This window comes from Streptomyces sp. NPDC056580 (assembly GCF_042793175.1).
GTDB lineage: Bacteria > Actinomycetota > Actinomycetes > Streptomycetales > Streptomycetaceae > Streptomyces.
This window is the reverse complement of the sequence record NZ_JBHTVE010000008.1, coordinates 364,706-388,337: the sequence shown is the minus strand read 5'-3', so window position 1 is coordinate 388,337 and position 23,632 is coordinate 364,706. Positions and strand designations below refer to the sequence as shown.

Genomic DNA, 23,632 nt, shown 5'->3' with positions numbered 1-23,632 from the left:
GCCGTGGGCCGGCCGACGAGTCGGCGAGTCGGCGAGTCGGCGAGTCGTTCCGCGGGGCAGCCGCCATGGCAGCACGGGTCAGCCGTCGGGAGCGGCGAGCGGCGGCGGCCGCATCGCCCCGGCGGAGCGCGGAGGCCGGTCGGGCGGGTCGAACAGCACCGCCAGCTTTCCGTGCAGTCCCCGGGCCCGGGCCGACTCCGGGTCGTGGAGCCGGATACGCAGTTCGCGCACCGGTTCGTGCAGGCCGTCGGCGTGCCGGGCGGTCCCCACCACGTGAGCGGCCTGTTCGTAGAAGTCCTTGCACTCGTCGTGGTCGTGCCCGTCCCGGCGCCACAGCACCACCGGGTGGCCGGCCATCAGCGCCTCCCTCATCGCCGCCTGCCCCTCCCCGCTCGCCACCGGCCCGCAGTAGACCGGGACACTGGCGTGGTCCAGCACCGACAGAGTGCTGTAGTACAGGTACGGGCTCGCGGAGCGGGCCGCGCCCACGTGGCCGTCGGCCGGGGACCGGCCGTGCAGCGGCTCGTGCGTGAGCGGGCCGCCGGCCACGCCCCGCCAGCGCTTGCGCCACTCCGGGGCGGGCGGCCGCTCGTTGCGCCGCAGGTCCCGGATGACGACGGTCCGGCGCATGCCGAGCGGCATCGACCGTTCGTCCACGAAGTCGTCGTCGTCATCGCCGTCACCGCCGTCAGCGCGCCCGCCGTCCCGGAGGCCGAAGCCGTCGCGGTGGCCGCGGTCCCCGGCCCGGAAGGCGCCGGGGTGCTCGGGCAGGAGCTGCCATTCGTCCACCGGCAGGTCGAACAGCTTGCGGGGCAGGAAGACCTCGATCCCCGCCAGGTGCTCACCGTGGTCCCCGAGGTTCAGCGCACGGTCCAGCGGGGCGCGCAGCGCCGCCGCGAGCTCGTCGACGCGCGCTCCCCGGTCGTCGGCGGCGACCGGGGTGACGTCCAGTCCGTCGTGGATCAGCTCCACGCTCCAGGGGTGCAGCCCGCCGTACATGGACGCGCCGATCCTGACCAGGACGTCGGTACGGCCGGCGGTCACCGTCCCGGCGGCCGCGGACGGTGACTCGCGGACGTCGAACCGGGGATCGGGGAGGGCGGAGGGTTCGGACGCGGCCCGGAGCCCGTACGCGACCGGAGGTGCGGACCCGGCCGGGGCCGTGAGCGCGGTCGGGGGCGCGGCCGCGGTGCCGGATGCGGCCGAGGTCGCCGGCGTGGCCTCGGGCGTGGCCGAGGTCGCCGGTGTGGTCGCCGCGGTGCGCCTGGCGTCCGGCGCTTCGCCAGATGCCTCGTGAGGCGCTTCCAACGCTCCGTCCGGCGGCCCGTACCCCGCGCGCACGGCCCTCGCGCCCGCCGGGCGCCCGTCCGGTCCGCCGACCGGCCCCCGGCCGTCGACCCCTTCCAGCAGTCCCCGGATCGCCCCGCCCACGGCCCAGTGCCGATGTCGTCCGGCCTGCGCGCCGAGCCATTCGGTGAACGCGCCGAGCCGGGCCGGGTCGGTCTCACCGGGGCGCTCCCGCACGGTCTTGCGCACCACCACCGCCGCGTACAGCAGGACGGCGTCGAGATCGACGAGCGTGCCGCCGCCCTCCGAGTCCAGGGTGCGCAGTCCGTACAGCAGGGCCGCGCCCTCGCGCCAGGTACGCACGTTGCGCGGCACCAGCGAGCGCAGCCGTTCGCCGCGCACCCGCTCCTTGACCTCCTCCACCAGGTGGACGATCTCGCCCGCTCCGGCGGGCGGCGGCAGCTCGGCGAGGTGGGCGTAGAGCCGGGCGCGGAGTTCGGCGGTGATGCCGGAGACGGGTGGTGCGAGCGCGGGCAGCCCGGCCTGGAGCGTGGTCCAGTTCGCGTACGGCGACGGGTCGTCGAGGAGGCTCAGATGGTGCCGGTCGTGGGCGCGCAGCACCTCGCGCAGGACACCGGAGGCGTCGCGCCGGTCGAGCAGCTCGTGCAACGCGGTGACCGGGACGGCGACGCCCTCCTCGCGGCGGCGGCCCTTGATGACCCCGACGACCGAGCCCTGCCGCAGGTCGAGAACGGGCCCGCCGGACAGTCCGCCGATCGGCAGACTGCCGCCGAGCAGCAGCGCGCGGGCGTCGGAACCCGCTAGTTCGCCGGTGCCGTGCCGGACGCCCAGCTCACCCGTCTGCAGGGACCAGCCGTACAGCCCCAGCGGGGCGCGGGCCCCGGGCTCCCGGTCGCCCAGCCACAGGCACCGCACGTCGTCCGCGCCCTCGACCCGGACCAGCGCGAGGTCGGGGAACGGCCAGGGGTCGCGGACCGAGTCCGGTTCCTCGGGCCGTGGCGCGAGGAGTACGGCCGTCCCGGCGCCCGAGCGTTCCTCCCAGGCGTCGGCGGCGGTGGGTTCGGTGGTGCGTTCCTGCCAGGTCACGCGTAAGGCGTTCTCCCCTCGGCACACCGCGGCTCCCCCCTTCCCCACGACATGGGCGCAGGTCAACAACCAGCCCGGGGCCACGAAGAACCCCGATCCCCAGTACGGGTCACGGTCCGTTGCATACCCGTCACCCGCTGCGCCGATGCGCGCCAGGGAGGGGCGCACCATCTCGTCGAAGGCGCTCATGCGGGGCCGGAGGCCGGCGAGCGCTGCGGTACGACGCCGCCGCCGGGCGCCGCGGGGTCCGTGCCGGCCGCGGCCGCCGCCGGTTCGGTCCAGGTCAGGGACACCGTCAGGGACGACGTGCCGCCGCCCTGCGCGATGGCGCTCACGATCCGGCCGGACTGCGCCGTCAGTTCGATCCCGAAGCTGACCGAGACCTCGACCGCCGCGGGTGTGTCCAGACCGGCGCGCAAGGAGCGCACGACCCCGCCGACCGTGTCGGCCAGGCCGCCCGCCATGTCGACGACGCGGTCACCGAGCCCCGTGTCCCAGTAACCGCTCTCGTCGAGCGCCCCCTCGTCCCCCGCACCGAGCCTGGCCCAGACGACCGTTCCGTCGTCGAGCCGTACGCGTTGCACTCCTCCACCCATGACGCCCCCGTTCACCGAATGGGAGAAGAAGGCTAACTCCGGTGACAGGAGAGGGGGAGGGGCTACGGACGATACGCGTCTTTACGGATTACTCGTCGTCCTCGTCGTCGAGCCGGGCGAGCCAGGTGGCGAGCCGCTCGACGGGCACCTCGAAGTCCGGGTTGAGATCCACGAACGTGCGCAGCTGCTCGGCGAGCCACTCGAAGGTGACCTCTTCCTCGCCGCGCCGCTTCTCCAGCTCCTCGATCCCGCGGTCGGTGAAGTACATGAACTACCTCTCCTGCGTTTCCACCCAGCCCCTGTGGGTCCTCCTACAGCCTAAGCAATCCCCACCAGCCCCTGGACACCCCGAGTCCCGCGCCCCGGACACCCCGAGTCCCGCGCTCCCGTCGGCACGAACAGGCGCCTTGACTTTCCCCATCCACGATATATCGTGTTTCTCGGAAGACGCGATATGGCGTGTCCGTGTCCGGCCAAGGAGGCCCCATGTCCGAGTGGTCCATCGCCGAGCCCCAGAAGCTGACCTTCGACACCCCCGTACGCGACCTGCACGTCCGCATCGTCAACGGAACGGTGAACGTCGTCGGCACGGACGAGGGTTCCGCCCGCCTGGAAGTCACCGACATCGAGGGCCCACCCCTGATCGTCACCAACCAGGGCGGCACCCTCACGGTCGCCTACGACGACCTCCCGTGGAAGGGCTTCCTCAAGTGGCTGGACCGCAAGGGCTGGCGCCGCAGCGCGGTCGTCTCCCTCGCCGTCCCCGCCGGCACCCGCGTGGAGGTGGGCGTGGTCGGCGCCGGCGCGGTCGTCTCCGGCATAAGCGGTCCCTCTGTGATCAAGGGCGTCACCGGCGACACCACTCTCGTCGGCCTCTCCGGCCCGGTCCGCGCCGACACCGTGTCCGGCAACCTGGAGGCCCAGGCCGTCACGGGCGACCTGCGGTTCAACTCCGTCTCGGGCGATCTGACCGTGGTCGAGGGCTCGGGCCCCTCCGTCCGCGCCGACTCGGTCAGCGGCTCCATGATCATCGACCTGGACCCGGACGGCCCCACCGACATCGGCCTGACCAGCGTCTCCGGCGAGATCGCGATCCGCCTGCCGCACCCGGCGGACGCCGAGGTCGAGGCCAACACCGCGAGCGGCACCATCTCCAACGCCTTCGACGGACTGCGCGTGCACGGTCAGTGGGGCGCGCACAAGATCACCGGCCGCCTCGGCGCGGGCAACGGCAAGCTCAGGGCGACGACGGTGTCCGGCTCCATCGCCCTGCTGCGCCGCCCGCCGGGCGAGGACGAGCCCCACACCCCCCGCGAGACCGGCGCCGGCTCCCCGGCCGACGGCACGACCGACAAGAAGGTGCTCTGACATGCCCCCCGTCTTCGCCCACGGCCGCCTGCGCCTGTACCTGCTCAAGCTGCTCGACGAGGCCCCGCGCCACGGCTACGAGGTGATCCGGCTCCTGGAGGAGCGCTTCCAGGGCCTGTACGCCCCTTCGGCGGGCACGGTCTACCCGCGGCTGGCCAAGCTGGAGGCCGAGGGCCTGGTCACGCACACCACGGAGGGCGGCCGCAAGGTCTACGCCATCACGGACGCCGGCCGCGCCGAACTGGCCGACCGCAGCGGCGAGCTGGCCGACCTGGAGCTGGAGATCCGCGAGTCGGTGGCGGAGCTGGCCGCCGAGATAAAGGCCGACGTGCGCGGTGCGGCCGGCGACCTGCGGCGCGAGATGCGCGCCGCCGCCTCCGAGGCCCGCCGGGGCTCCGGGAAGGGCGGCGGCGAGTCGGGGCCCTCCGGGGAGGGCGGTGACCTCGGTGACAAGGAGGCCTGGCGGGCCGCCAAGGAGGAGATGCGCCGGGTCAAGCAGGAGTGGAAGGAACAGGCCCGCCGCGCCAAGGACGAGAGCCGCCGGGCGCGCGAGGAGGCCCAGCGGGCCCGCCACCAGGCCCAGGAGGCCCAGGCACGGGCGCGCGCCCAGGCGCAGGAGGAGATGCAGCGCATCGCCCGCCGGGTCCAGGACCGCGTGCAGGACCACTTCGCCCGCGGCGACTGGCCGACCGGCGTACGCGACGGCCTGACCGAACTCGCCAAGGAGTTCGGTGAGTTCGGGAAGGAGTACGGCAAGGAGTTCGGCCGGGACCGCGGCTTCGGCCGCACCGCGGAGCAAGCGGGCACCGGGCCGCGCAAGTCGGCTCCGGCGGCACCGGAGTACTCCATGACCCCGGAGGACTTCCCGGCCGAGTACGAGCCGTCCTGGTCGCACGAGCCCCCCACCGGCGACCCGGCCCGCGACCTGGACCGTCTGCTGGACCGCTTCCGGGACGACATCCGCGACGCGGCCCGCGACCACGGCGTCACCGCCGACCAACTCGACGACGCCCGCCGGCACCTGTCGGCTGCGGCGGCGAACATCGGCGCGATACTGCGCCGCCCGAGGGTCTGACCCGCCGGTGACCGGGGCCCGGCCGCTTCTCCGGGCCACGCCACCGGCGGGCGGGATCACTCGTTCGTCAGGACGATCTTCCCGAACTGCTCGCCCGACGCCAGCCGTTCGAAGCCCTCCCGGGCCCGGTCCAGCGGCAGGACCTCGTCGATGACGGGGCGTACGCCGGTGGCGGCGCAGAAGGACAGCAGGTCCTCCAGCTCGTCCTTGGTGCCCATGGTGGAGCCGACGACCTTCAGTTCGAGGAAGAAGATCCGGGTGAGTTCGGCGTGCGAGGGGCGGTCACCGCTGGTGGCGCCGGAGATGACGAGCGTGCCCCCGGGGCGCAGGGACTTCACCGAGTGGGACCAGGTCGCGGCGCCCACGGTCTCGATGACGGCGTCCACGCGCTGCGGCAGCCGGGCTCCCGACTCCACCGCCTCGACAGCGCCGAGCTCCAGCGCCCGCTTGCGCTTGGCCTCGTCCCGGCTGGTCGCGAAGACCCGCAGCCCGGCCGCCTTGCCCAGCACGATCGCCGCCGTCGCGACGCCGCCGCCCGCGCCCTGCACGAGGACCGAGTCGCCGGGCCGCACCCCGGCGTTGGTGAACAGCATCCGGTAGGCCGTCAGCCAGGCGGTCGGCAGACACGCGGCCTCCGCGAAGGACAGCTCCTTCGGCTTGGGCAGGATGTTCCAGGTCGGCACCGCCACCTGCTCGGCGAACGTGCCCTGGTAGCGCTCGGTCAGGATGGAGCGGGGCTCCCTGGGGCCCACCCCGTGGCCGCTCTGCCCGATGACGGAGTGCAGGACGACCTCGTTGCCGTCCTCGTCGATCCCGGCGGCGTCGCAGCCGAGGATCATCGGCAGCTTGTCCTCGGCGAGGCCCACACCGCGCAGGGACCAGAGGTCATGGTGGTTGAGCGAGGCGGCGCGGACGTTCACGGTGCTCCAGCCGGGCCGGGCACCGGGGGCCGGACGCTCCCCCAACTCGAGTCCGGTGAGCGGCTGGTCGCGGTCGATTCGGGCGGCGTAGGCAGCGAACATGGGCTCGACGATAGGTGCGTCTCGCAGCCCGCGGAACCGTGGGGGGCTGTGACACATGCCCTCTTGCGCAAGGGCACCCGACCGGCGCAGCCCGGTGCGCGCCGCCCCCGGCACCGTCCCTCGCACCGCTCCCGGAAGCGGCCGTCCGGCGGCGGCTGCGAGCAGACGGCGGCCGAACGGCCGGGGACGGAGGAGCCCGGACGGACGACGGGCCGGGCGAGGACGCCGCCGGCCGGCCGGGCAAAGGCAATGGCCCCGCCCGGGACGGGCGGGGCCATTGCCGTGCCGTGTCAGCGGCGCGCGACGCCCTCGGCGCGGGCGGCGGCCGCCACCGCGGCCGTCACCGCGGGAGCGACCCGCTCGTCGAACGGCGACGGGATGACGTAGTCGGCGGCGAGATCATCGCCGACGACGGCGGCCAGCGCCTCCGCGGCGGCGATCTTCATGCCCTCGGTGATCCGCGTGGCCCGCACCTGCAGCGCGCCCGCGAAGATGCCGGGGAAGGCCAGCACGTTGTTGATCTGGTTCGGGAAGTCCGAGCGCCCGGTCGCGACGACCGCCGCGTACTTGTGCGCCACCTCCGGGTGCACCTCCGGGTTCGGGTTGGCCATCGCGAACACGAAGGCTCCCTCGGCCATGGAGGCGACCGCCGCCTCCGCGACCGTACCGCCGGAGACGCCGATGAACACGTCCGCACCCGCCAGGGCGTCCTCCAGCGACCCGGTGATACCGGCCTTGTTGGTGAAGGAGGCCAGCTCGCGCTTGACCGGCGTCAGGTCCTCCCGGCCGGCCGACACGACGCCCTTGCGGTCCGCCACGGCCACGTCCCCGATGCCGGCCTCGACCAGCATCTTGGCGATGGCGACACCGGCCGCGCCGGCGCCCGAGATGACGGCCCGGAGCTGCCCGATCTCGCGGCCGCTCAGCCGGGCCGCGTTGCGCAGCGCCGCGAGGGTCACCACGGCGGTGCCGTGCTGGTCGTCGTGGAAGACCGGGATGTCGAGGCGCTCCTGCAGCCGGCGCTCGATCTCGAAGCACCGGGGCGCCGAGATGTCCTCCAGGTTCACTCCGCCGAAGGAGGGAGCGAGCCGGACCACGGTCTCGACGATGTCGTCGACGTCCGTGCAGTCGAGCGCGATGGGCACCGCGTCGACCCCGCCGAACTGCTTGAACAGGATCGCCTTGCCCTCCATGACGGGGAGGGAGGCCTGGGGACCGATGTCCCCGAGTCCGAGCACGGCCGTGCCGTCGGTCACGACGGCGACCACCGAGGACTTCCACGTGTAGTCGTTGACCAGTTCCGGCTGCTCCGCGATCGCGGTGCACACGCGCGCGACGCCGGGCGTGTACGCGAGGGAAAGGTCGTCCTTGTCGCGGACCGGAACGGTGGCCTGCACGGCCATCTTGCCGCCGCGATGAAGCGCGAACGCCGGATCGAAGGAATCGAAGGGCTCGGCCCCGTCCTGATCCGTTGTGTTGTCGCTGCGAGGATTGACGATCTCCGCTGCCACTTTGTCTTACCCCTTAGGTATGCATGGTTTGAGGGTCGACCACTCCTGGTGAGGGGTGGGCGGGCACCGCGCAGGCCCGGTTACTGATGCGTACGAACGACTGCGCGACGGGCGCGCCGCACACGCGCCCTGAGCCCCGGATGAGGGGTGTAAAGAACCTTCTTACCGGACGGACGGCGCTGACGACGAGTCCATTAGGTGCAAGGTCACATCTGGGAACCAGAAAGCCACACGGTGATGACACGCGGCTGACAGGACCGCCACACCCCTGGCAAGGGGCTTGCGAGATGGGAAAAGCCACGGCCTTTGCCGACCACATGGTGAGACGCTACGAACTTTTTACGGCCGCGGGCCTGGATCCCCGCAGATGGTCCGGGGCTTGGGGCGGGGCAGGGGTCGTCCTGACGCAGTCGGGGGATCACCCGTTATCCGATTTTGACATTGCGACTCCCCTGAATGGGCGAACCCCAATGGCAAGATGCCGTAAACCCACGAGGTCGCGACACCCGAAGTCGTGTGTTCCCGACGACCGATCGGCACCTCTCTCCACCCGCCGGAGGAACCACCATGACCGCAAGCTCCACCCGTCGTACGACCGCCGCGCACTCCCGGCTAGCTGCGGTCGGTGCGATCGCGGTCGCAGGCGCCCTGCTGCTCACCGGCTGCGGTGACCAGACCAAGGACAGCGGCAACGACTCCGGCAGCTCGTCCGCCGGCAGCGCCCCGCTGGCCGCCAAGCTGCCCAAGGACATCCGCAGCAGCGGCGTCGTCCGGGTCGGGTCGGACATCGCCTACGCCCCGGTCGAGTACAAGGACAACTCCGGCAACGTCGTCGGTCTCGACCCCGACCTGGCGGCGGCCCTGGGCAAGCAGCTCGGGGTGAAGTTCCAGTTCGAGAACGGCACTTTCGACGGCCTGCTCACCGGTCTGCGCTCGGACCGCTACGACATCGCGATGTCGGCGATGACGGACAACAAGAACCGCCAGGAGGGCGTCGACCCCGACACCGGCAAGAAGGTCGGCGAGGGCGTCGACTTCGTGGACTACCTGACCGCGGGCGTCTCCATCTACACCCGCAAGGGCGACACCAAGGGCATCACGACCTGGGACGACCTCTGCGGCAAGAAGCTCGCCGTCCAGCGCGGCACCACGTCGGAGGACCTGGCCAAGGGGCAGGCCAAGAAGTGTCCGAGCGGCAAGAAGCTCGCCATCGAGGCCTTCGACGACAACCAGCAGGCCCAGACCCGGCTGCGCTCCGGCGGCGCGGACGCCGTGTCCGCCGACTTCCCGGTCGCCGCGTACGCGGTGAAGACCTCCGGCGGCGGCAAGGACTTCCAGGTCGTCGGCGAGCAGGTCGAGGCGGCGCCGTACGGCATCGCGGTGGCCAAGAAGGACACCCAGCTCCGGGACGCCCTCCAGGCCGCGATGGACGCCGTCATCAAGAGCGGTGAGTACGGCAAGATCCTCGAGAAGTGGGGTGCGCAGGACGGCGCCGTCAAGCAGTCCGTGATCAACGGCGGCAAGTGACCGCGGACCCGCAGCGGCCACCGAGAGGCAACACCCGTGACTGACATCGACAAGCCGGCGGCCGGGGAGCAGCGCGCTCCCTCGGTCGGCCCGGACGCCATCAGGGCGATCCCGGTCCGGCACTACGGGCGGTACGTCACCGCCGTCATCGCCATCGCGATCCTCGTCGCGATCGTCTACGCGTTCAGCCAGGGCCAGATCAACTGGCACGCGGTACCGGACTACTTCTTCGACGACCGGATCATGACCGGCGTCGGCAAGACCCTCCTGCTGACGGTCCTGTCGATGGTGATCGGCATCGTGGGCGGCATCGTCCTCGCCGTGATGCGGCTGTCGAAGAACCCGGTGACCTCGTCGATCGCCTGGTTCTACATCTGGTTCTTCCGCGGCACCCCGGTCCTGGTCCAGCTCTTCCTCTGGTTCAACCTCGGCCTGGTCTTCGAGTACATCAACCTGATGCCGTTCTACAAGGACTACTGGTCGAACTTCATGACGCCGCTGCTGACGGCGCTGCTCGGCCTGGGTCTTAACGAGGCGGCGTACATGGCGGAGATCTGCCGCGCCGGCCTGCTCGCGGTGGACGAGGGCCAGACCGAGGCGGCGCACGCCCTCGGCATGAGCCACAGCAAGACCCTGCGGCGGATCGTCATCCCGCAGGCGATGCGCGTGATCGTGCCGCCGACGGGCAACGAAGTGATCAACATGCTCAAGACGACCTCGCTCGTGGCGGCCGTCCAGTATCCCGAGCTGTTCCGCTTCGCCCAGGACATCGGCCAGAACTCCGGTGCCCCGGTGGAGATGTACTTCCTCGCCGCCGCCTGGTACCTGATCATGACCTCCGTGCTGAGCGTGGGCCAGTACTACATCGAGCGCTACTACGCCCGCGGTTCCAGCCGTCAGCTGCCGCCGACACCGTGGCAGAAGGTCAGGGCGAACATGCTCTCCCTGGGCCGGCCGAAGGGAGGCATGGCATGACCGACAAGCTGAGCAAGAGCGACGCCGTCCCCGCGGGCACGGCCCCGATGGTCAAGGCGGAGGGCGTTCACAAGTCCTTCGGCCACGTCGAGGTGCTCAAGGGCATCGACCTGGAGGTCAAGCAGGGCGAGGTGTTCTGCCTCATCGGCCCCTCCGGCTCGGGCAAGTCGACCTTCCTGAGGTGCATCAACCATCTCGAGAAGGTCAACGCGGGCCGTCTCTACGTGGACGGCGAGCTGGTCGGCTACCGGCAGAAGGGCGGGAAGCTGTACGAGCTCAAGGACAGCGAGGTCGCGCTCAAGCGCCGGGACATCGGCATGGTCTTCCAGCGCTTCAACCTGTTCCCGCACATGACGGCCGCCGAGAACGTCGTCGAGGCGCCGGTCCAGGTCAAGGGCGTCGCCAAGGCCCAGGCCAGGGAGCGCGCGATGCAACTCCTGGAGCGGGTGGGGCTCGCCGACAAGGCCGGGAACTACCCCTCGCAGCTCTCCGGCGGCCAGCAGCAGCGGGTGGCGATCGCCCGGGCCCTGGCCATGGACCCGAAGCTGATGCTGTTCGACGAGCCGACCTCGGCCCTCGACCCGGAGCTGGTCGGTGACGTCCTGGACGTCATGCGCGACCTCGCCGAGTCCGGCATGACGATGGTCGTCGTCACCCACGAGATGGGCTTCGCCCGCGAGGTGGGCGACAGCCTGGTGTTCATGGACGGAGGCGTGGTGGTCGAATCCGGCCGTCCCCGCGACGTCCTGACCGATCCGCAGCACGAACGGACCCAGTCGTTCCTGTCCAAGGTGCTCTGAGCGCGCGCGGAACCTCATGGGAGGAGGGGCGGTACGGACATTCCGTACCGCCCCTCCCGCGTCGTGCGGCGCCGGCTCACTTCAGCGCGAGCAGCAGGGTGTCCGAGGGCGAGCACCACACCGGCCGGGCCTCCCCGAAGCCCTTCTCGCGCAGCACGCGCGCGTGCCAGGCCGGAGAGGGCATGTCGCCGTCGGCGTGCTCGCCGTAGATCTCGAAGCGGCGGGCCGTCGGTCCGGCCAGGACCGGGTCCGCGGCGGCCACCCGCCACCACTCGGCCCAGTCCAGCGCGCCGTCCAGCTTGGCCTGATCCATGCGGGCGTGCCGCTGGGCGCGTTCGGCCGCGTTGATCCGCGGGGTGCTCTCGTCGATCATGTGGTCCGCGTTCATGAAGACACCGCCGGCGCGCACCAGTTCCGCGAGCCGTCCATAGAGTGCCGCGAGGGGTTCGCTGTGCAGCCAGTGCAGGGCGGTGGCGGTCAGCACCGCGTCGTACGAGTCGTACGGCAGCAGCGCGGGCCAGTCGGGGTCCTTGAGGTCGGCGGTGACGAAGCGGACGCGGTCGTCGCCCGCAAAGGTGCCCCGGGCGATGGCGAGCAGGGCCGGGTCGAGGTCCACCCCGGTGCTGGTGGCCCCGGGGAAACGCGCCAGCAGCCGAGCGGTGATGCTGCCGGTGCCGCAGGCGAGGTCGAGCACGCGCGGCGCCGTGCCCACGAGCGCCTCGACCATGTCGAGCATGATCCGGAACCGCTCCTCGCGGTCCGGCATGTACCACTCCTGCTGCCGGTCCCAGCTCTCCTGCCAGGCGGCCCAGTCGGTTCCGGTGCCAGTGCTGGTGGTCATGGAAACCCCGTCTCTCCTCGCACGCGTAATACCCTGGATACACGACCGGCTGTTACCCGACCGCAGACCCGACCATAGAGCGCCTCTGTAAGGACTACAAGTGGAACTGGCCTATTACTCGGATTACGCCGTACGCCTCGTCAACAGCGAGGAGCCGGTCCGCGGCAAGGACTCCCTGACCTCCGTGGAGGCCGTGCGCGACCTCTTCGGCGTCAACGCCTCGGCGGCCCGCCGCGCCACCGATGCCGACGTCACCCGCTTCCGCTCGGTGCGGTCCCGACTGCGCTCGGTGTTCGAAGCGGCCGACCAGGGCGACGAGACCCTCGCCGTCGACCTCCTCAACTCACTGCTGCTGGAGTTCCCGGTCAGCCCGCAGATCTCCGGCCACGACCACCGCGACGAGGACGGCCGCCCGCTGTGGCACATGCACCTGGCCGACCACCCCTCCAACGCGACCGCCGGCTACGCGGCCATCGCGGCGATGGGCCTCGCCTTCCACCTGACCGAGTACGGCGTCGACCGGCTGGGCCTGTGCGAGGCGGCCCCGTGCCGCAACGCCTACCTCGACACGTCCACCAACCGCTCCCGGCGCTACTGCTCCGACCGCTGCGCGACACGCGCGAACGTGGCCGCCTACCGGGCCCGCAAGCGCCTGGAGGCCGACCGGTCGGTGAACAGCGGCCTCGCCGCGGAGAACACCCAGCGCGCGAGCGCCAGCGGCGAACGCTGACCGGGCCGCAGCGGCCGGTACCGCAGCCACGCCCTGCCCAGGACCAGTTCGTCGGGCACCACCCCGTAATCGGTGCTGTCGCCACCGGCGTACGGATTGTCCGCGAGCACCCACCAGCCGCCCTCGCGCCGCTCCACGGCACGCTTGACGACGAGCAGGTCCTGCTGGAAGGGATGCCTCAGCACGACGACGTCCCCCGGCCTGACCACGGCCCCGTACCGCAGCACCAGCCGGTCCCCGTGGTGCAGCGTGGGCACCATGGACGGACCCGTCACCTCGGCCAGCCCGAAGGGCGCCCCGGCTCTCCCCCGCTCGCTCTCCTGCGACAGCTCCGGCATCCCGGCACCTCCCCGGTCCGTTCCTCCACCAGTCCCAGTGTGACCCTGGACTTTTGTCCTAAGCCCTAGGGGGCACTCACGAAAACAGGTCCCTCAGGGAGTAATGTCGCACCTGAGAAGACGATCACGAGGAAGGAATGCTCCATGCTTTCCCGCCTGTTTGCCCCCAAGGTCAAGGTCAGCGCCCACTGCGACCTGCCCTGCGGTGTGTACGACCCGGCCCAGGCCCGCATCGAGGCGGAGTCGGTGAAGGCCGTCCAGGAAAAGATGGCCGGCAACGACGACCCGCACTTCCAGACGCGTGCCACCGTCATCAAGGAGCAGCGCGCCGAGCTGGCGAAGCACCACGTCTCCGTGCTGTGGAGCGACTACTTCAAGCCCCCGCACTTCGAGAAGTACCCGGAGCTGCACCAGCTGGTCAACGACACCCTGAAGGCCCTCTCGGCCGCCAAGGCGTCCACCGACCCGGCGACGGGCCAGAAGGCGCTGGACTACATCGCGCAGATCGACAAGATCTTCTGGGAGACCAAGAAGGCCTGATCTCACGATCACGCCCTGTGACCCGTTTTTCCAGGTCGCCAGGTCCGCCTCACCGCACCCGGATCGTCAGCCCGCCCGCGAGGGCGCCTCGACGGTCCGGGTGCGGTCTTTCGCGCTCAGACACCGGCGCCGCCGGGCCGGCGCACCATGGAGACGTCGACCGGGTCCTCCGCCTCCACGACGAAGCCGTGGCGCTCGTAGAGCCGGCGGGCGGCGCTGCCCTGCAGGACCTTCAGGGCGACGGCCCTGCCCTCCGCGTCGGCGCGCTCCAGCACGCTCCGCAGCACGGCGGAACCCAGCCCGCGGCCCTGGTGGTGCGGGGCGAGGTAGAAGTGCTCCAGCCACCGCCTGTCCCCGGCGGGCCGGACCGTGACGCATCCGGCGAAGTCGCCGCCGCTCAGGACGACCGACGTGTACCGCGTGGAGAAGGAGTCCCGCAGCCGCTGCCGGACGCGGTGTTCGTCGTAGCGTCCGACGCGTTCGAGGTCCGCGCGCATGACCGCGGCCCGCAGCTCGGCGATCGTCTCGACGTCCGCGGTCGTCGCGGACCGCAGCGACCAGTCCGCGGCGCGCGCCGGCCCCTGCGTGTCCGCCACGTCCGCAGTGTCCGCCGTCCCCGTTCCTCGGCCGCTCGCCGTCGTCCCGGTGTTCATGGCTGGAGTATCGCAGCCGGGCCGTGCCAAGCTGTCTGCGTGAGTCTGGAGGACCTGGTACGGCTGCGGCGGGTGCGCGACCGCATGGACCGTGAGTACGCCGAGCCGCTCGACATGGCCGAACTGGCCCGCGGCGCGCACATGTCACCGGGCCACTTCCAGCGCAGCTTCCGCAAGGCGTACGGGGAGACGCCGTACAGCTATCTGATGACCCGCCGGGTCGAGCGGGCCAAGGCGCTGCTGCGGCGAGGCGATCTGACGGTGACAGAGGTGTGCTTCGCCGTGGGCTGCACCTCCCTCGGCTCCTTCAGCTCCCGGTTCACCGAGCTGGTCGGCCAGACGCCGAGCGCCTACCGGTCCGGCTCCCACGAGGAGAGCGCGGTGATCCCGTCCTGCGTGGCCCGCTCGTTCACCAGGCCGCGGCGCCGTCCGTACTGAACCACACCGGAGTTCCGCGCACGACGCCCCGGCTGCGCCTAGCGTGAGGTCATGGACCTGAGACTCAAGCAGTGCTTCATCGCCGTGGACGACCACGACAAGGCGCTCCACTTCTACTGCGACCTGCTCGGCATGGAGGTCCGCAACGACGTGGCCTTCGAGGGGATGCGGTGGGTCACCGTGGGCTCGCCCTTGCAGCCGGACGTGGAGATCGTGCTGGAGCCGCCGGGCGCCAGCCCGGACATCTCCCGGGCCGACAAGCAGGCGATCGCCGAACTGCTCGCCAAGGGGCTGCTGCGCGGCGTCATCTTCACCACCACCGACTGCGACGCGCTCTACGAGCGGGTCCGGGAGGCCGGCGGGGAGGTGCTGCAGGAGCCGACGGACCAGCCGTACGGGGTGCGGGACTGCGCGTTCCGCGATCCGGCCGGGAACATGCTGCGGTTCCTCCAGCGCCCCGCGGACCCGGACGCGAACTGAGCCCCCCGCCCGGGCGCGACCCGGGCCGGCGGCGGTCAGGGAGCCGCGGTCAGCGCCAGGGCTCCACGTCCACCACGGCGCCGACCGGGACGGGCCCGTACACGTGCGGGAACTCCTCGCCGTCCGGCGGCATGGCCTCGTATTTCACCGGCACGCCGAGCAGCGCCGGGTCCACGACCAGCACGACCAGCTCGTCCGGGCCCTCGTACCCGCCGTACAGGAGGGCCGCGATGCGCGGGAGCTGCTCACGGGTGGAGAAGTGGACGAACCCCTCCTCCTGGAGGGTGCGGCCGCGGGTGGACACCTCGTAGGCGCCGCGGGCGCGGGCCTCTTCCCACAGCGAGCGCTCGGTGATGTGGACGATGTGCGGAAGCTTCGGCATGCGGCCACGCTACGGCCCCGGCCGGGCCGCGCGCACCGGTGCCGAGCGGTCTGCCCCGGCGGCCGTCCGGCCCGCCGGGCCACGGGACCCGCGGATCAGGGCTGCCGCCCGGTGGTGCCGCCGCGCCGCGAGGGCGCGCTCGCGGTGTCCGGGGTGGCCGTGGACTCGGGCTCGGTATGGCGCACGTGGGTCGCGCAGTCGGCGTTGCGGCACGGGCCCGGGCCCCATTTCGGCACCCAGGCGCCCAGCGTCTTGTACCGGCCGACGACCGTTTCGACGGACTGTCCGCAGACGGGACAGACGTGGCTCTCGCTGTCCATGTCCTCAGGGTAGGGCGGACGGGGGCTCAGCGCTCCCTGCGGTACGTCCGCACGACCGCCCCGTTGCCGAAGGTGCGCACCGAGTCGAGGGCGAACTGAGTGATCCGCAGGCCGGTGCCGAACATCGGCATGCCGGTGCCGTAGACGAGCGGGTAGCTCTTGATCACGAGTTCGTCGATCTCGTCGAGCAGGGTTCCGGCGAGCCGCGAGCCTCCGCACAGGTAGATGTCCAGGCCCCCCTGCTCCGCCTTCAGTTCACGGACACGGCCGGTCACGTCGTCGTCGATGACCTCGACGTTCGGGTCGGGCGAGGCGCCGAGGGTGCGCGAGGCGACGAACTCGCGCAGGTGGGCGTAGGGACTGGTGATGCCCTCCTTCAGCGCCGGCTCGTAACTGCCGCGCCCTTGGACGACCGTGTCGAACCGCCGGTTCTCCAGATGGTCGAAGCCGAACTGCGCCCGGGCGTGGGTGGGCAGGGTCTCCGGGAACTCCGTCCTGAGGAAGCCGAGGTATTCCTCGTCCATGAAGCGGAGCAGCGCGGAGGCATCGCCCTGTTCGTCGCCGATGAAGCCGTCGAGCGAGCAGGCGATGAAGTACGTGAGCTTTCGCAAGCGGATCTCTTTTCGTAGGCTGCGCGGCGGTGAGATGACCACTACGCTTGTCGTGCCTCATTTGTAGTACTCCATGTGTAGTGGTTGCAAGGTCTTTCCGGGACGGAATCCGCTCCGGAGGTAAGTGGGAAAAGAGGTTCCGCATGGCGGGCAATCCGGAACGGCGCGCGGCGCTGGTGGACGCGGGCATCGCCGTCCTGGCGCGGGAGGGCGCGCGCGGGCTGACGTTCCGCGCGGTGGACGGCGAGGCGGGCGTGCCCACCGGTACCGCCTCGAACTACTTCACCGGCCGCGACGACCTGCTCCGCCAGATCGACGCCCGGCTGCACGTGCGGCTCGCGCCGGACCCCGAGCCGCTGGCGGAGTTGCTGCGCGGGCCCCGCGACCGGGCCCTGGTCACCGCTCTGATGCGGGACCTCATGGGCCGCGCGCTCCGTGACCGCACCGGCTACCTGGCCCTGTTCGAGATGCGGCTGGAGGCCACCCGGCGCCCCGAGCTGCGGGCCTCCTTCACCGCGTCGCTGCGCGGGGACCTGGAGCAGGGCATGGAGTTCCACCGCTCGGCCGGCCTGCCCGGCGGTGACGAGACCGTCGCCGTGCTCTACCTGGCCATGCTCGGTCTGATCCTGGAGCACCTGACCCTCCCCGGCGTCCTGGACGGGGCCCTGGAGGGCGTGAGCGTGCCGGAGGGCCTGGTCGAGCGGATCGTGACGACGGTCGTACCGGAGGCGTAGCCCCCGGGCGGAGCGGCTCACTCGCGCGGAAGCGGAAGGCCGCCGCTCACGGCGAAGCGGCGGGTCCCGCGCACGGTGGGGGTGCGCGGGGCCCGCCCGGGCCGGAACCCCGGTGACCGTGCGGGGTCAGGAGCCGCACGGTCCCGGTGGTTCCGGGGTCCTCGGCCGGCCGTCGGACGACGGACGGCTCAGCTGCTGCGCCGGGTCACGAACTCGGCCAGGGCCAGCAGCCCGCCCGCCGCCTCCGGCGCGGGGACGGCACGGGCCAGTTCCTGCACCGCCCGGGCCATCCGGTCGGCCGCCTCGGCCTGCGCCCAGTCCCGGCCGCCGGCCCGCTCGACCGCCAGAGCCGTACGGGCGATCTCCCCGCCGTCCCCGTCCTCCCCGTCGGTGTACGGCTTCCCGTACAGCGCGGCGAGTTCGGCCCCCGCCGGGGTGCCGGAGGTCAGGGCCGCCACCACCGGCAGGGACTTCTTGCGCACGGCGAGGTCCGCACCGGCCGGCTTGCCGGTGCGCAGCGGGTCCCCCCATATGCCGATCACGTCGTCGATCAGCTGGAAGGCGAGCCCGGCCTGGCGCCCGAAGCCGTCGAGCGCCGCCACCTCCTCCTCCCCCGCGCCCGCGTACAGCGCGCCGAGCGCGCAGGCGCAGCCCAGCAGCGCCCCGGTCTTCGCCTCGGCCATGACGAGCACCTCGTCCAGGGTCACCTCCTCGGGAGCGCGCCGCTCCAGGGCGGTGTCGGTGTGCTGCCCGGCGCACAGCTCGACGACGCAGTCGGCCAGCCGGGCGGCGGCCTGCCCGGAGACCGGGTGCGGGTCCGCGGCGAGCAGCCGCAGGGCCAGCGCCTGCAGGGCGTCCCCGGCGAGGATCGCGTCCGCGTCGCCGAACACCGTCCAGGCCGTGGGCCGGTGTCTCCGGGTGGCGTCCCGGTCCATCACGTCGTCGTGCAACAGCGTGAAGTTGTGGGTCAGTTCGACTGCCACGGCCGCCCGGACGGCCGCCGCTCCCGCTCCCGGGCCGCCGAGCGCCGCGGCCGCGGCGAGGACGAGGGCCGGCCTGATCGCCTTGCCCGCGTTGCCCGCCGCCGGCGTGCCGTCCGCGTGCTCCCAGCCGAAGTGGTAGCGGGCGATCCTGCGCATCGAGCCGGGGAGCGACTCGACGGCCGCGCGCAGTTCCGGGTCCACGACGGCCCGGGTCCGCTCCAGCAGAGCCGTCGCCTCCTGCCCGTCGGGCAGGCCGGCCACGGCGCCGCCGATGGACTCGCGCGGTTCACGCGGTCCGGGTGCGCGCTGTCTGGTCTCCGTCATGAAATCGGCCATGGCTCCCCCTCGTGACACCCACGGACGACGGTTGCTCCGCCCCGGGATGACGCATACCCCGGGGATGTACCCGCCGCGGAGGGCGGGGACACGGCGGCGCGGTTCGCGGACGTCACCTCCACCGGCCGATCTCGACGTTCTCCAGCACGCCGAGCGCGTCCGGCACCAGGACGGCGGCCGAGTAGTACGCCGTCACCAGGTACTTGATGATCGCCTGCTCGTTGATGCCCATGAAACGGACGGACAGGCTGGGCTCGATCTCGTCCGGGATGCCGGACTGCCTGAGCCCGATGACGCCCTGGTCGGCCTCACCGGTACGCATGGCGATGATCGAGGTCGTGCGCTCAGGGGTGACGGGGATCTTGCTGCACGGGTAGATCGGCACGCCTCGCCAGGTGGGGATGCGGTTGCCGCCGATGTCGACGGTCTCAGGGACCAGGCCGCGCTTGTTCAGCTCACGCCCGAACGCGGCGATCGCACGCGGGTGGGCGAGGAACAGCTTGGTGCCCCGCCGGCGGCTGAGCAGTTCGTCCATGTCGTCCGGGCCGGGCACACCGTCGTGCGGCTGGATCCGCTGGTCGTACTCACAGTTGTGCAGCAGCCCGAAGTCCCGGTTGTTGACCAGCTCGTGCTCCTGACGCTCCTTCAGCGCCTCGACCGTCAGCCGCAGCTGCTGCTCGGTCTGGTTCATCGGCTGGTTGTACAGGTCGGCCACGCGCGAGTGGATGCGCAGCACCGTCTGGGCGATGCTCAGTTCGTACTCGCGCGGCCGGGCCTCGTAATCGACGAAGGTGTGCGGGATGTCCGGCTCGCCGCTGTGGCCGGCCGCCAGCTCCACCTCCTTCTCACCGAACCTGTTGGTCCGCTGCGCGGGGATGGAGCGCAGCCGCCTGAGGTGTTCGCGCAGCGAGTCGGAGCGCTCGGCCACCTGCTCGAAGTCCTCACGGCCGAGGACCAGCACCGTGCACCCGGTGTCCGCCCGGGCGGTGTACTCCCAGATGGCGGCCGGGTCCAGCAGCGCCGCCTCGCCGAAGTAGGCGCCGTCGGCGAGGACGCCGAGGACGGCGTCGTCCCCGTACGGGCCCGTGCCGATCTTCTCCACCCTGCCGTGGGCCAGCAGATAGACCTTCTCGGTCCGGGCGCCGAAGGAGGCGATGACCTCTCCGGGTGCGAAGTTGCGCTGGCGGCAGCGCCGGGCCAGCTCGGCGAGGACCTCGTCGTCCTCGTACGACCGCAGCGCCGGCAGCTCGCCGAGCTCGGCCGGGACGACCTCCACCTGGTCCCCGGTCTTCACGAAGGTGATGCGGCCGTCGCCGACGGCGTACGTCAGCCGCCGGTTCACCCGGTAGGTGCCGCCCTGGACGTCCACCCAGGGCAGTGTGCGCAGCAGCCAGCGGGAGCTGATCTCCTGCATCTGCGGAACGGACTTGGTGGTGGTGGCCAGGTTCCGCGCTGCCGCCGTGCCGAGAGACTGCTGCGGCTTGCCCTGCTCCGTGCGGACCTCTTCGCCTACCGACATATGGGGGTGCCCTCTCGTGTATGCCCGGCGCCGAATCGCACACCGGTCTCACGAGCAAGCTTCCATGACGCAACGTGGCCGTGCCATTACCCGAAAGAGCGGGAATGGATCATCGCACTACTGGGCAGAAAGTGGGATCTTGTCCACCACCGGCCGGGATACGCCGACTGTCCGGATCGGCTCGCACAGCGTGCGAACCATGTAGTCCGGGACATCCGGTTTCGGTAGAAGCACCGGTACGAGTGGGCCGCGTCCGGCGGCCGACGGGGCACAGCACGAAGGAGGCGGTCATGGCGCCACCCATGTCCGCGAGCGGGTTCCTGGCCGCGCTGCGAGCCGAGGGCGCGACCGTCGTCGAGGTCGGCGACTGGCAGCACCACAACCGCAACCACAAGGGGCCGTGGGGCCCCGTCCACGGCGTGATGATCCACCACACCGTGACCCGGGGCAGTGCCCGCACCGTCGAGATCTGCCGCGACGGGCACGCGGGGCTCCCCGGCCCGCTGTGCCACGGCGTGATCACCAAGGACGGCACCGTCCACCTGGTCGGCCACGGCCGCGCCAACCACGCGGGGCTCGGCGACGACGAGGTGCTGCGGGCCGTGATCGCGGAGAAGCGGCTGCCGCCGGACAACGAGGCGAACACCGACGGCAACCGGTACTTCTACGGCTTCGAGTGCGAGAACCTGGGCGACGGCGACGACCCCTGGCCCGAGCCGCAACTGGACGCGATCGCGCGGGCCGCCGCGGCGGTGTGCCGCCACCACGGCTGGACGGAACGGTCGGTCATCGGCCACCTGGAGTGGCAGCCGGGCAAGGTGGACCCACGCGGCTTCACGATGGCGTGGCTGCGGGAGCGGGTGAAGGAGCGCCTGAAGGCGTAGCCGCCCGCCGCCCCCTCCGGGCGACAATGAGGACGTGACCAGCACCGACCCGCTCGCCCCGCGCCTGCCCTCGCCGCTGCAGGAGGTACGGGACGACCGGTTCGACCGGCGCGGCCTGCGCCTGCTCCTCAAGCGGGACGACCTGATCCACCCGGAGCTGATCGGCAACAAGTGGCGCAAACTGGCGCCCAACATCGAGGCGGCACGAGGCCGGGCGCTCGTCACCTTCGGCGGCGCCTACTCCAACCACCTGCGTGCCACCGCGGCGGCGGGCCGGCTGCTGGGGCTGCCGACCACCGGCGTGGTCCGGGGCCAGGAGCTGGCCGGGCGTCCGCTCAACCCGTCGCTGGCCCGGTGCGCCGCCGACGGCATGCGGCTGCACTTCATCGACAGATCGACATACCGGCACAAGCACGAGCCGGAGACCCGGGCCGCCGTCCTGCGCGCCGCCGGCGCCGAGGACGCGTACGTCGTCCCCGAGGGCGGCAGCAACGCCGCGGCCGTGCGCGGCTGCCGGGCCCTTGGCGCGGAGCTGGGCGGGCACTGCGACGTCGTCGCGGTGGCCTGCGGCACCGGCGGCACGCTCGCCGGACTCGCCGCCGGGCTGCCGCCGGGCAGCCGGGCGCTGGGCGTCCCGGTGCTCAAGGGCGGCTTCCTGGCGGCCGGCATACAGGCCCTGCAGGAGAGCGCCTTCGGTGCCCGCACCGGCGACTGGTCCCTGGACGACCGCTTCCATTTCGGCGGCTACGCCCGCACCACGCCCGCGCTCGACGCCTTCGCACAGGACTTCGAGCAGCGGCACTCCCTGCCCGTGGAGCGTCTGTATGTCGCCAAGATGCTGTACGGACTGGCCACCCTGGCCGGGGAGGGCGCATTCGCGCGCGGGACGACGGTCGCGGCGGTCGTCACCGGGCGCCCCTTCCCGTAGTCCGGCACGGCACAGCCCGGCACGGCCGGAGTTCCTACGCGGCCTCCCTGTAGACGGCCGCCTCCTCCAGGTCGAGCCTGCGCAGCAGCGCGCGGAGCATCTCGTCGTCGATGTAGCGGTGGTCGCGGAGCCTGACGAACACCTCGCGCTCGGCGCTGATCATCTCGCGGGACAGCCTGCTGTAGGTGTCGTCGACGGACTCGCCGGTGACCGGGTTGACCTGGCCGAGCCGCTCCCAGACGGCGTTCCGGCGGCGCTCCAGCACCGAGCGCAGGCGGTCGGCGAGCGGCGGCGGAAGGGCGTTGCGCTCGTCGGAGAGGAGTTCCCCCAGGCGGCTCTCCGCGGCCAGGGAGGCCTGCGCCTGCGCGTTGGCCTCGGCGAGCGTCTCGGCCTGCCGGTCGCGGCTGGGGAACTTCAGCATGCGGATCAGCGGCGGCAGGGTCACGCCCTGGAGGACCAGGGTGCCGATGACGGTGGTGAAGGTGAGGAAGAGGATCAGGTTGCGCTGCGGGAAGGGGTGCCCGCCGTGCACGGTCAGCGGGATGGAGAAGGCGATGGCGAGGGAGACCACCCCGCGCATCCCGGCCCACGAGGTGACCATCGCACCCCGCCAGGTGGGGTTCTCCTCGCGCGTCCTGATCCGCTCCGACAGCAGGCGGGGCACGAAGGCCGCCGGGTAGACCCAGACGAACCGGGCCAGCACGACGACCACGAAGACCACGACCGCGTACCAGGCGGCCGTGAGGCCCTCGTACTCGCCGAGGCCCTTCAGGACCACCGGCAGCTGCAGCCCGATCAGGGCGAAGACCGCGGACTCCAGGATGAAGGCGACCATCTTCCACACCGCTTCCTCCTGGAGGCGGGTGGCGAAGTCGACCTCCCACGCGCGGTGCCCGAGGTAGAGGGCGACGACCACGACCGCGAGCACACCGGAGGCGTGCACCTGCTCGGCGACGCTGTAGGCGACGAACGGGATCAGCAGGGACAGCGTGTTCTGCAGCAGCGGTTCCCGCAGGTGCGTGCGCAGCCAGTGCAGGGGCGCCATGAGCAGCAGGCCCACGCCGACACCGCCGACGGACGCGATCAGGAACTCCTCGATGCCGCCCGCCCAGGTGGCGCCCTCGCCGACGGCGGCGGCCAGCGCCACCTTGTAGGCGGTGATCGCGGTGGCGTCGTTCAGCAGGGACTCCCCCTGCAGGATCGTGGTGATCCGGGACGGCAGCCCGACCCGGCGGGCGACCGCCGTGGCGGCGACCGCGTCGGGCGGCGCCACCACCGCGCCGAGCACCAGGGCGGCGGGCAGCGGCATCCCGGGGATGACCAGGTAGGCGGCCCAGCCCACGAGGACGGTCGCGAACAGCACGTACCCCACCGACAGCAGCGCCACCGGCCTCACCTGGGCCCGCAGGTCGAGGTAGGAGCTGTCGCTCGCCGAGGTGTACAGCAGCGGGGGCAGCACGAGCGGCAGGACCACCTCGGGGTCGAGCCGGTAGTCCGGCACGCCGGGGATGTAGGAGACCGCCAGGCCGACCGCGACCAGCAGCAGCGGCGCCGGCAGCCGGGTCCGGCGGGCCGCCCCGGCGACCGCGGCGCTCCCCGCCACCAGCAGGAGCAGCGGCATCACGTCCATGGTCCTCGCCCACCCTC

26 protein-coding genes are annotated in these 23,632 nt (G+C 72.0%); 12 read left to right on the top strand and 14 right to left on the bottom strand.

All coding sequences use genetic code 11. The features are described from left to right. Window positions 1-78: 78 nt before the first annotated feature. The 3 genes from ACFQ9Z_RS20595 to ACFQ9Z_RS20585 all read right to left on the bottom strand — a co-directional run bounded on the left by ACFQ9Z_RS20595 (window position 79) and on the right by ACFQ9Z_RS20585 (window position 3,258). On the bottom strand, window positions 79-2,565 hold the full coding sequence (locus ACFQ9Z_RS20595) for a trypsin-like peptidase domain-containing protein (protein ID WP_383019934.1): 2,487 nt from the start codon (window positions 2,563-2,565) through the stop codon (window positions 79-81). 14 nt (window positions 2,566-2,579) lie between these two features. Next, complete coding sequence (locus tag ACFQ9Z_RS20590) at window positions 2,580-2,990, bottom strand: CU044_2847 family protein (RefSeq protein WP_383019739.1); 411 nt, start codon at window positions 2,988-2,990, stop codon at window positions 2,580-2,582. An 88-nt stretch (window positions 2,991-3,078) separates the two neighbouring features. Next, window positions 3,079-3,258 carry a DUF6104 family protein gene (locus tag ACFQ9Z_RS20585; RefSeq protein ID WP_003992906.1) on the bottom strand — a complete coding sequence of 60 codons (180 nt, stop codon included), beginning with the start codon at window positions 3,256-3,258 and terminating at the stop codon, window positions 3,079-3,081. 218 nt (window positions 3,259-3,476) lie between these two features. Between ACFQ9Z_RS20585 and ACFQ9Z_RS20580 the strand changes: the two genes are divergently transcribed. Next, entirely contained in the window at window positions 3,477-4,358 is an 882-nt protein-coding gene (locus ACFQ9Z_RS20580) for a DUF4097 domain-containing protein (protein ID WP_383019735.1), read from the top strand. Window position 4,359: 1 nt separating this feature from the next. Continuing rightward, entirely contained in the window at window positions 4,360-5,433 is a 1,074-nt protein-coding gene (locus ACFQ9Z_RS20575; protein WP_383019730.1) for a PadR family transcriptional regulator, read from the top strand. Between the two features lie 56 nt (window positions 5,434-5,489). Here the strand turns inward: ACFQ9Z_RS20575 and ACFQ9Z_RS20570 are convergent, their stop codons facing one another. Both ACFQ9Z_RS20570 and ACFQ9Z_RS20565 read right to left on the bottom strand, forming a co-directional pair. Beyond that, window positions 5,490-6,455 (bottom strand): zinc-binding dehydrogenase, encoded by a 966-nt coding sequence (locus tag ACFQ9Z_RS20570; RefSeq protein ID WP_383019726.1) that lies wholly within the window; start codon window positions 6,453-6,455, stop codon window positions 5,490-5,492. Window positions 6,456-6,745: 290 nt separating this feature from the next. Further along, on the bottom strand, window positions 6,746-7,966 hold the full coding sequence (locus ACFQ9Z_RS20565; protein WP_143627032.1) for an NADP-dependent malic enzyme: 1,221 nt from the start codon (window positions 7,964-7,966) through the stop codon (window positions 6,746-6,748). A gap of 567 nt (window positions 7,967-8,533) precedes the next feature. Between ACFQ9Z_RS20565 and ACFQ9Z_RS20560 the strand changes: the two genes are divergently transcribed. From ACFQ9Z_RS20560 to ACFQ9Z_RS20550, 3 genes are read left to right on the top strand one after another with little or no spacing between them, the layout of a single operon-like run. Then, window positions 8,534-9,493 carry an ABC transporter substrate-binding protein gene (locus ACFQ9Z_RS20560; protein WP_383019719.1) on the top strand — a complete coding sequence of 320 codons (960 nt, stop codon included), beginning with the start codon at window positions 8,534-8,536 and terminating at the stop codon, window positions 9,491-9,493. 36 nt (window positions 9,494-9,529) lie between these two features. Further along, window positions 9,530-10,468: an amino acid ABC transporter permease gene (locus ACFQ9Z_RS20555; protein ID WP_383019716.1), complete on the top strand. Its 939-nt coding sequence runs from the start codon at window positions 9,530-9,532 to the stop codon at window positions 10,466-10,468. Continuing rightward, window positions 10,465-11,268 (top strand): amino acid ABC transporter ATP-binding protein, encoded by an 804-nt coding sequence (locus ACFQ9Z_RS20550; RefSeq protein ID WP_383019709.1) that lies wholly within the window; start codon window positions 10,465-10,467, stop codon window positions 11,266-11,268. The genes ACFQ9Z_RS20555 and ACFQ9Z_RS20550 overlap by 4 nt, the downstream gene beginning before the upstream one ends. Before the next feature lie 76 nt (window positions 11,269-11,344). Here the strand turns inward: ACFQ9Z_RS20550 and ACFQ9Z_RS20545 are convergent, their stop codons facing one another. Further along, window positions 11,345-12,109, bottom strand: a complete 765-nt coding sequence (locus ACFQ9Z_RS20545) for a class I SAM-dependent methyltransferase (protein ID WP_383019702.1) — start codon at window positions 12,107-12,109, stop codon at window positions 11,345-11,347. 100 nt (window positions 12,110-12,209) lie between these two features. On the opposite strand from ACFQ9Z_RS20545, the gene ACFQ9Z_RS20540 reads away from it, so the two are divergent. Next, window positions 12,210-12,839: an ABATE domain-containing protein gene (locus tag ACFQ9Z_RS20540; protein WP_143627040.1), complete on the top strand. Its 630-nt coding sequence runs from the start codon at window positions 12,210-12,212 to the stop codon at window positions 12,837-12,839. Here ACFQ9Z_RS20540 and sodX read toward each other — a convergent pair. Beyond that, window positions 12,743-13,177: a nickel-type superoxide dismutase maturation protease gene (sodX, locus tag ACFQ9Z_RS20535; RefSeq protein ID WP_383019693.1), complete on the bottom strand. Its 435-nt coding sequence runs from the start codon at window positions 13,175-13,177 to the stop codon at window positions 12,743-12,745. The genes ACFQ9Z_RS20540 and sodX overlap by 97 nt on opposite strands. A gap of 144 nt (window positions 13,178-13,321) precedes the next feature. Between sodX and sodN the strand changes: the two genes are divergently transcribed. Continuing rightward, window positions 13,322-13,717, top strand: a complete 396-nt coding sequence (gene sodN, locus ACFQ9Z_RS20530) for a superoxide dismutase, Ni (protein WP_143627044.1) — start codon at window positions 13,322-13,324, stop codon at window positions 13,715-13,717. Between the two features lie 116 nt (window positions 13,718-13,833). Here the strand turns inward: sodN and ACFQ9Z_RS20525 are convergent, their stop codons facing one another. After that, complete coding sequence (locus ACFQ9Z_RS20525) at window positions 13,834-14,313, bottom strand: GNAT family N-acetyltransferase (protein ID WP_383019688.1); 480 nt, start codon at window positions 14,311-14,313, stop codon at window positions 13,834-13,836. 96 nt (window positions 14,314-14,409) lie between these two features. Between ACFQ9Z_RS20525 and ACFQ9Z_RS20520 the strand changes: the two genes are divergently transcribed. Together ACFQ9Z_RS20520 and ACFQ9Z_RS20515 are read left to right on the top strand one after the other, a co-directional pair. Next, window positions 14,410-14,808, top strand: coding sequence for a helix-turn-helix transcriptional regulator (locus tag ACFQ9Z_RS20520; RefSeq protein ID WP_383019684.1), 399 nt, complete (start codon window positions 14,410-14,412; stop codon window positions 14,806-14,808). A gap of 51 nt (window positions 14,809-14,859) precedes the next feature. Next, entirely contained in the window at window positions 14,860-15,288 is a 429-nt protein-coding gene (locus ACFQ9Z_RS20515; protein ID WP_383019681.1) for a VOC family protein, read from the top strand. A gap of 49 nt (window positions 15,289-15,337) precedes the next feature. Here the strand turns inward: ACFQ9Z_RS20515 and ACFQ9Z_RS20510 are convergent, their stop codons facing one another. The 3 genes from ACFQ9Z_RS20510 to ACFQ9Z_RS20500 form a co-directional block, all read right to left on the bottom strand. Then, window positions 15,338-15,670, bottom strand: a complete 333-nt coding sequence (locus ACFQ9Z_RS20510) for a DUF952 domain-containing protein (RefSeq protein WP_383019678.1) — start codon at window positions 15,668-15,670, stop codon at window positions 15,338-15,340. Between the two features lie 95 nt (window positions 15,671-15,765). After that, window positions 15,766-15,990: a hypothetical protein gene (locus ACFQ9Z_RS20505; RefSeq protein ID WP_383019675.1), complete on the bottom strand. Its 225-nt coding sequence runs from the start codon at window positions 15,988-15,990 to the stop codon at window positions 15,766-15,768. A 26-nt stretch (window positions 15,991-16,016) separates the two neighbouring features. Beyond that, a complete protein-coding gene (locus ACFQ9Z_RS20500) occupies window positions 16,017-16,601 on the bottom strand; it encodes a dihydrofolate reductase family protein (protein ID WP_383019672.1) in 585 nt (194 codons plus the stop codon). 143 nt (window positions 16,602-16,744) lie between these two features. On the opposite strand from ACFQ9Z_RS20500, the gene ACFQ9Z_RS20495 reads away from it, so the two are divergent. After that, entirely contained in the window at window positions 16,745-17,335 is a 591-nt protein-coding gene (locus ACFQ9Z_RS20495) for a TetR/AcrR family transcriptional regulator (protein ID WP_383019668.1), read from the top strand. Window positions 17,336-17,523: 188 nt separating this feature from the next. On the opposite strand, the gene ACFQ9Z_RS20490 is transcribed toward ACFQ9Z_RS20495, so the two are convergent. Continuing rightward, window positions 17,524-18,654, bottom strand: coding sequence for a family 2 encapsulin nanocompartment cargo protein polyprenyl transferase (locus ACFQ9Z_RS20490; RefSeq protein WP_383019665.1), 1,131 nt, complete (start codon window positions 18,652-18,654; stop codon window positions 17,524-17,526). A gap of 112 nt (window positions 18,655-18,766) precedes the next feature. Then, window positions 18,767-20,173 (bottom strand): family 2B encapsulin nanocompartment shell protein, encoded by a 1,407-nt coding sequence (locus ACFQ9Z_RS20485; RefSeq protein WP_383019660.1) that lies wholly within the window; start codon window positions 20,171-20,173, stop codon window positions 18,767-18,769. A 290-nt stretch (window positions 20,174-20,463) separates the two neighbouring features. Between ACFQ9Z_RS20485 and ACFQ9Z_RS20480 the strand changes: the two genes are divergently transcribed. Continuing rightward, entirely contained in the window at window positions 20,464-21,057 is a 594-nt protein-coding gene (locus ACFQ9Z_RS20480; RefSeq protein WP_383019656.1) for an N-acetylmuramoyl-L-alanine amidase, read from the top strand. A 34-nt stretch (window positions 21,058-21,091) separates the two neighbouring features. Continuing rightward, a complete protein-coding gene (locus tag ACFQ9Z_RS20475; protein ID WP_383019653.1) occupies window positions 21,092-21,985 on the top strand; it encodes a 1-aminocyclopropane-1-carboxylate deaminase/D-cysteine desulfhydrase in 894 nt (297 codons plus the stop codon). A 34-nt stretch (window positions 21,986-22,019) separates the two neighbouring features. Here the strand turns inward: ACFQ9Z_RS20475 and ACFQ9Z_RS20470 are convergent, their stop codons facing one another. Beyond that, a complete protein-coding gene (locus ACFQ9Z_RS20470) occupies window positions 22,020-23,615 on the bottom strand; it encodes a Na+/H+ antiporter (protein ID WP_383019650.1) in 1,596 nt (531 codons plus the stop codon). Between the last annotated feature and the right edge of the window lie 17 nt (window positions 23,616-23,632).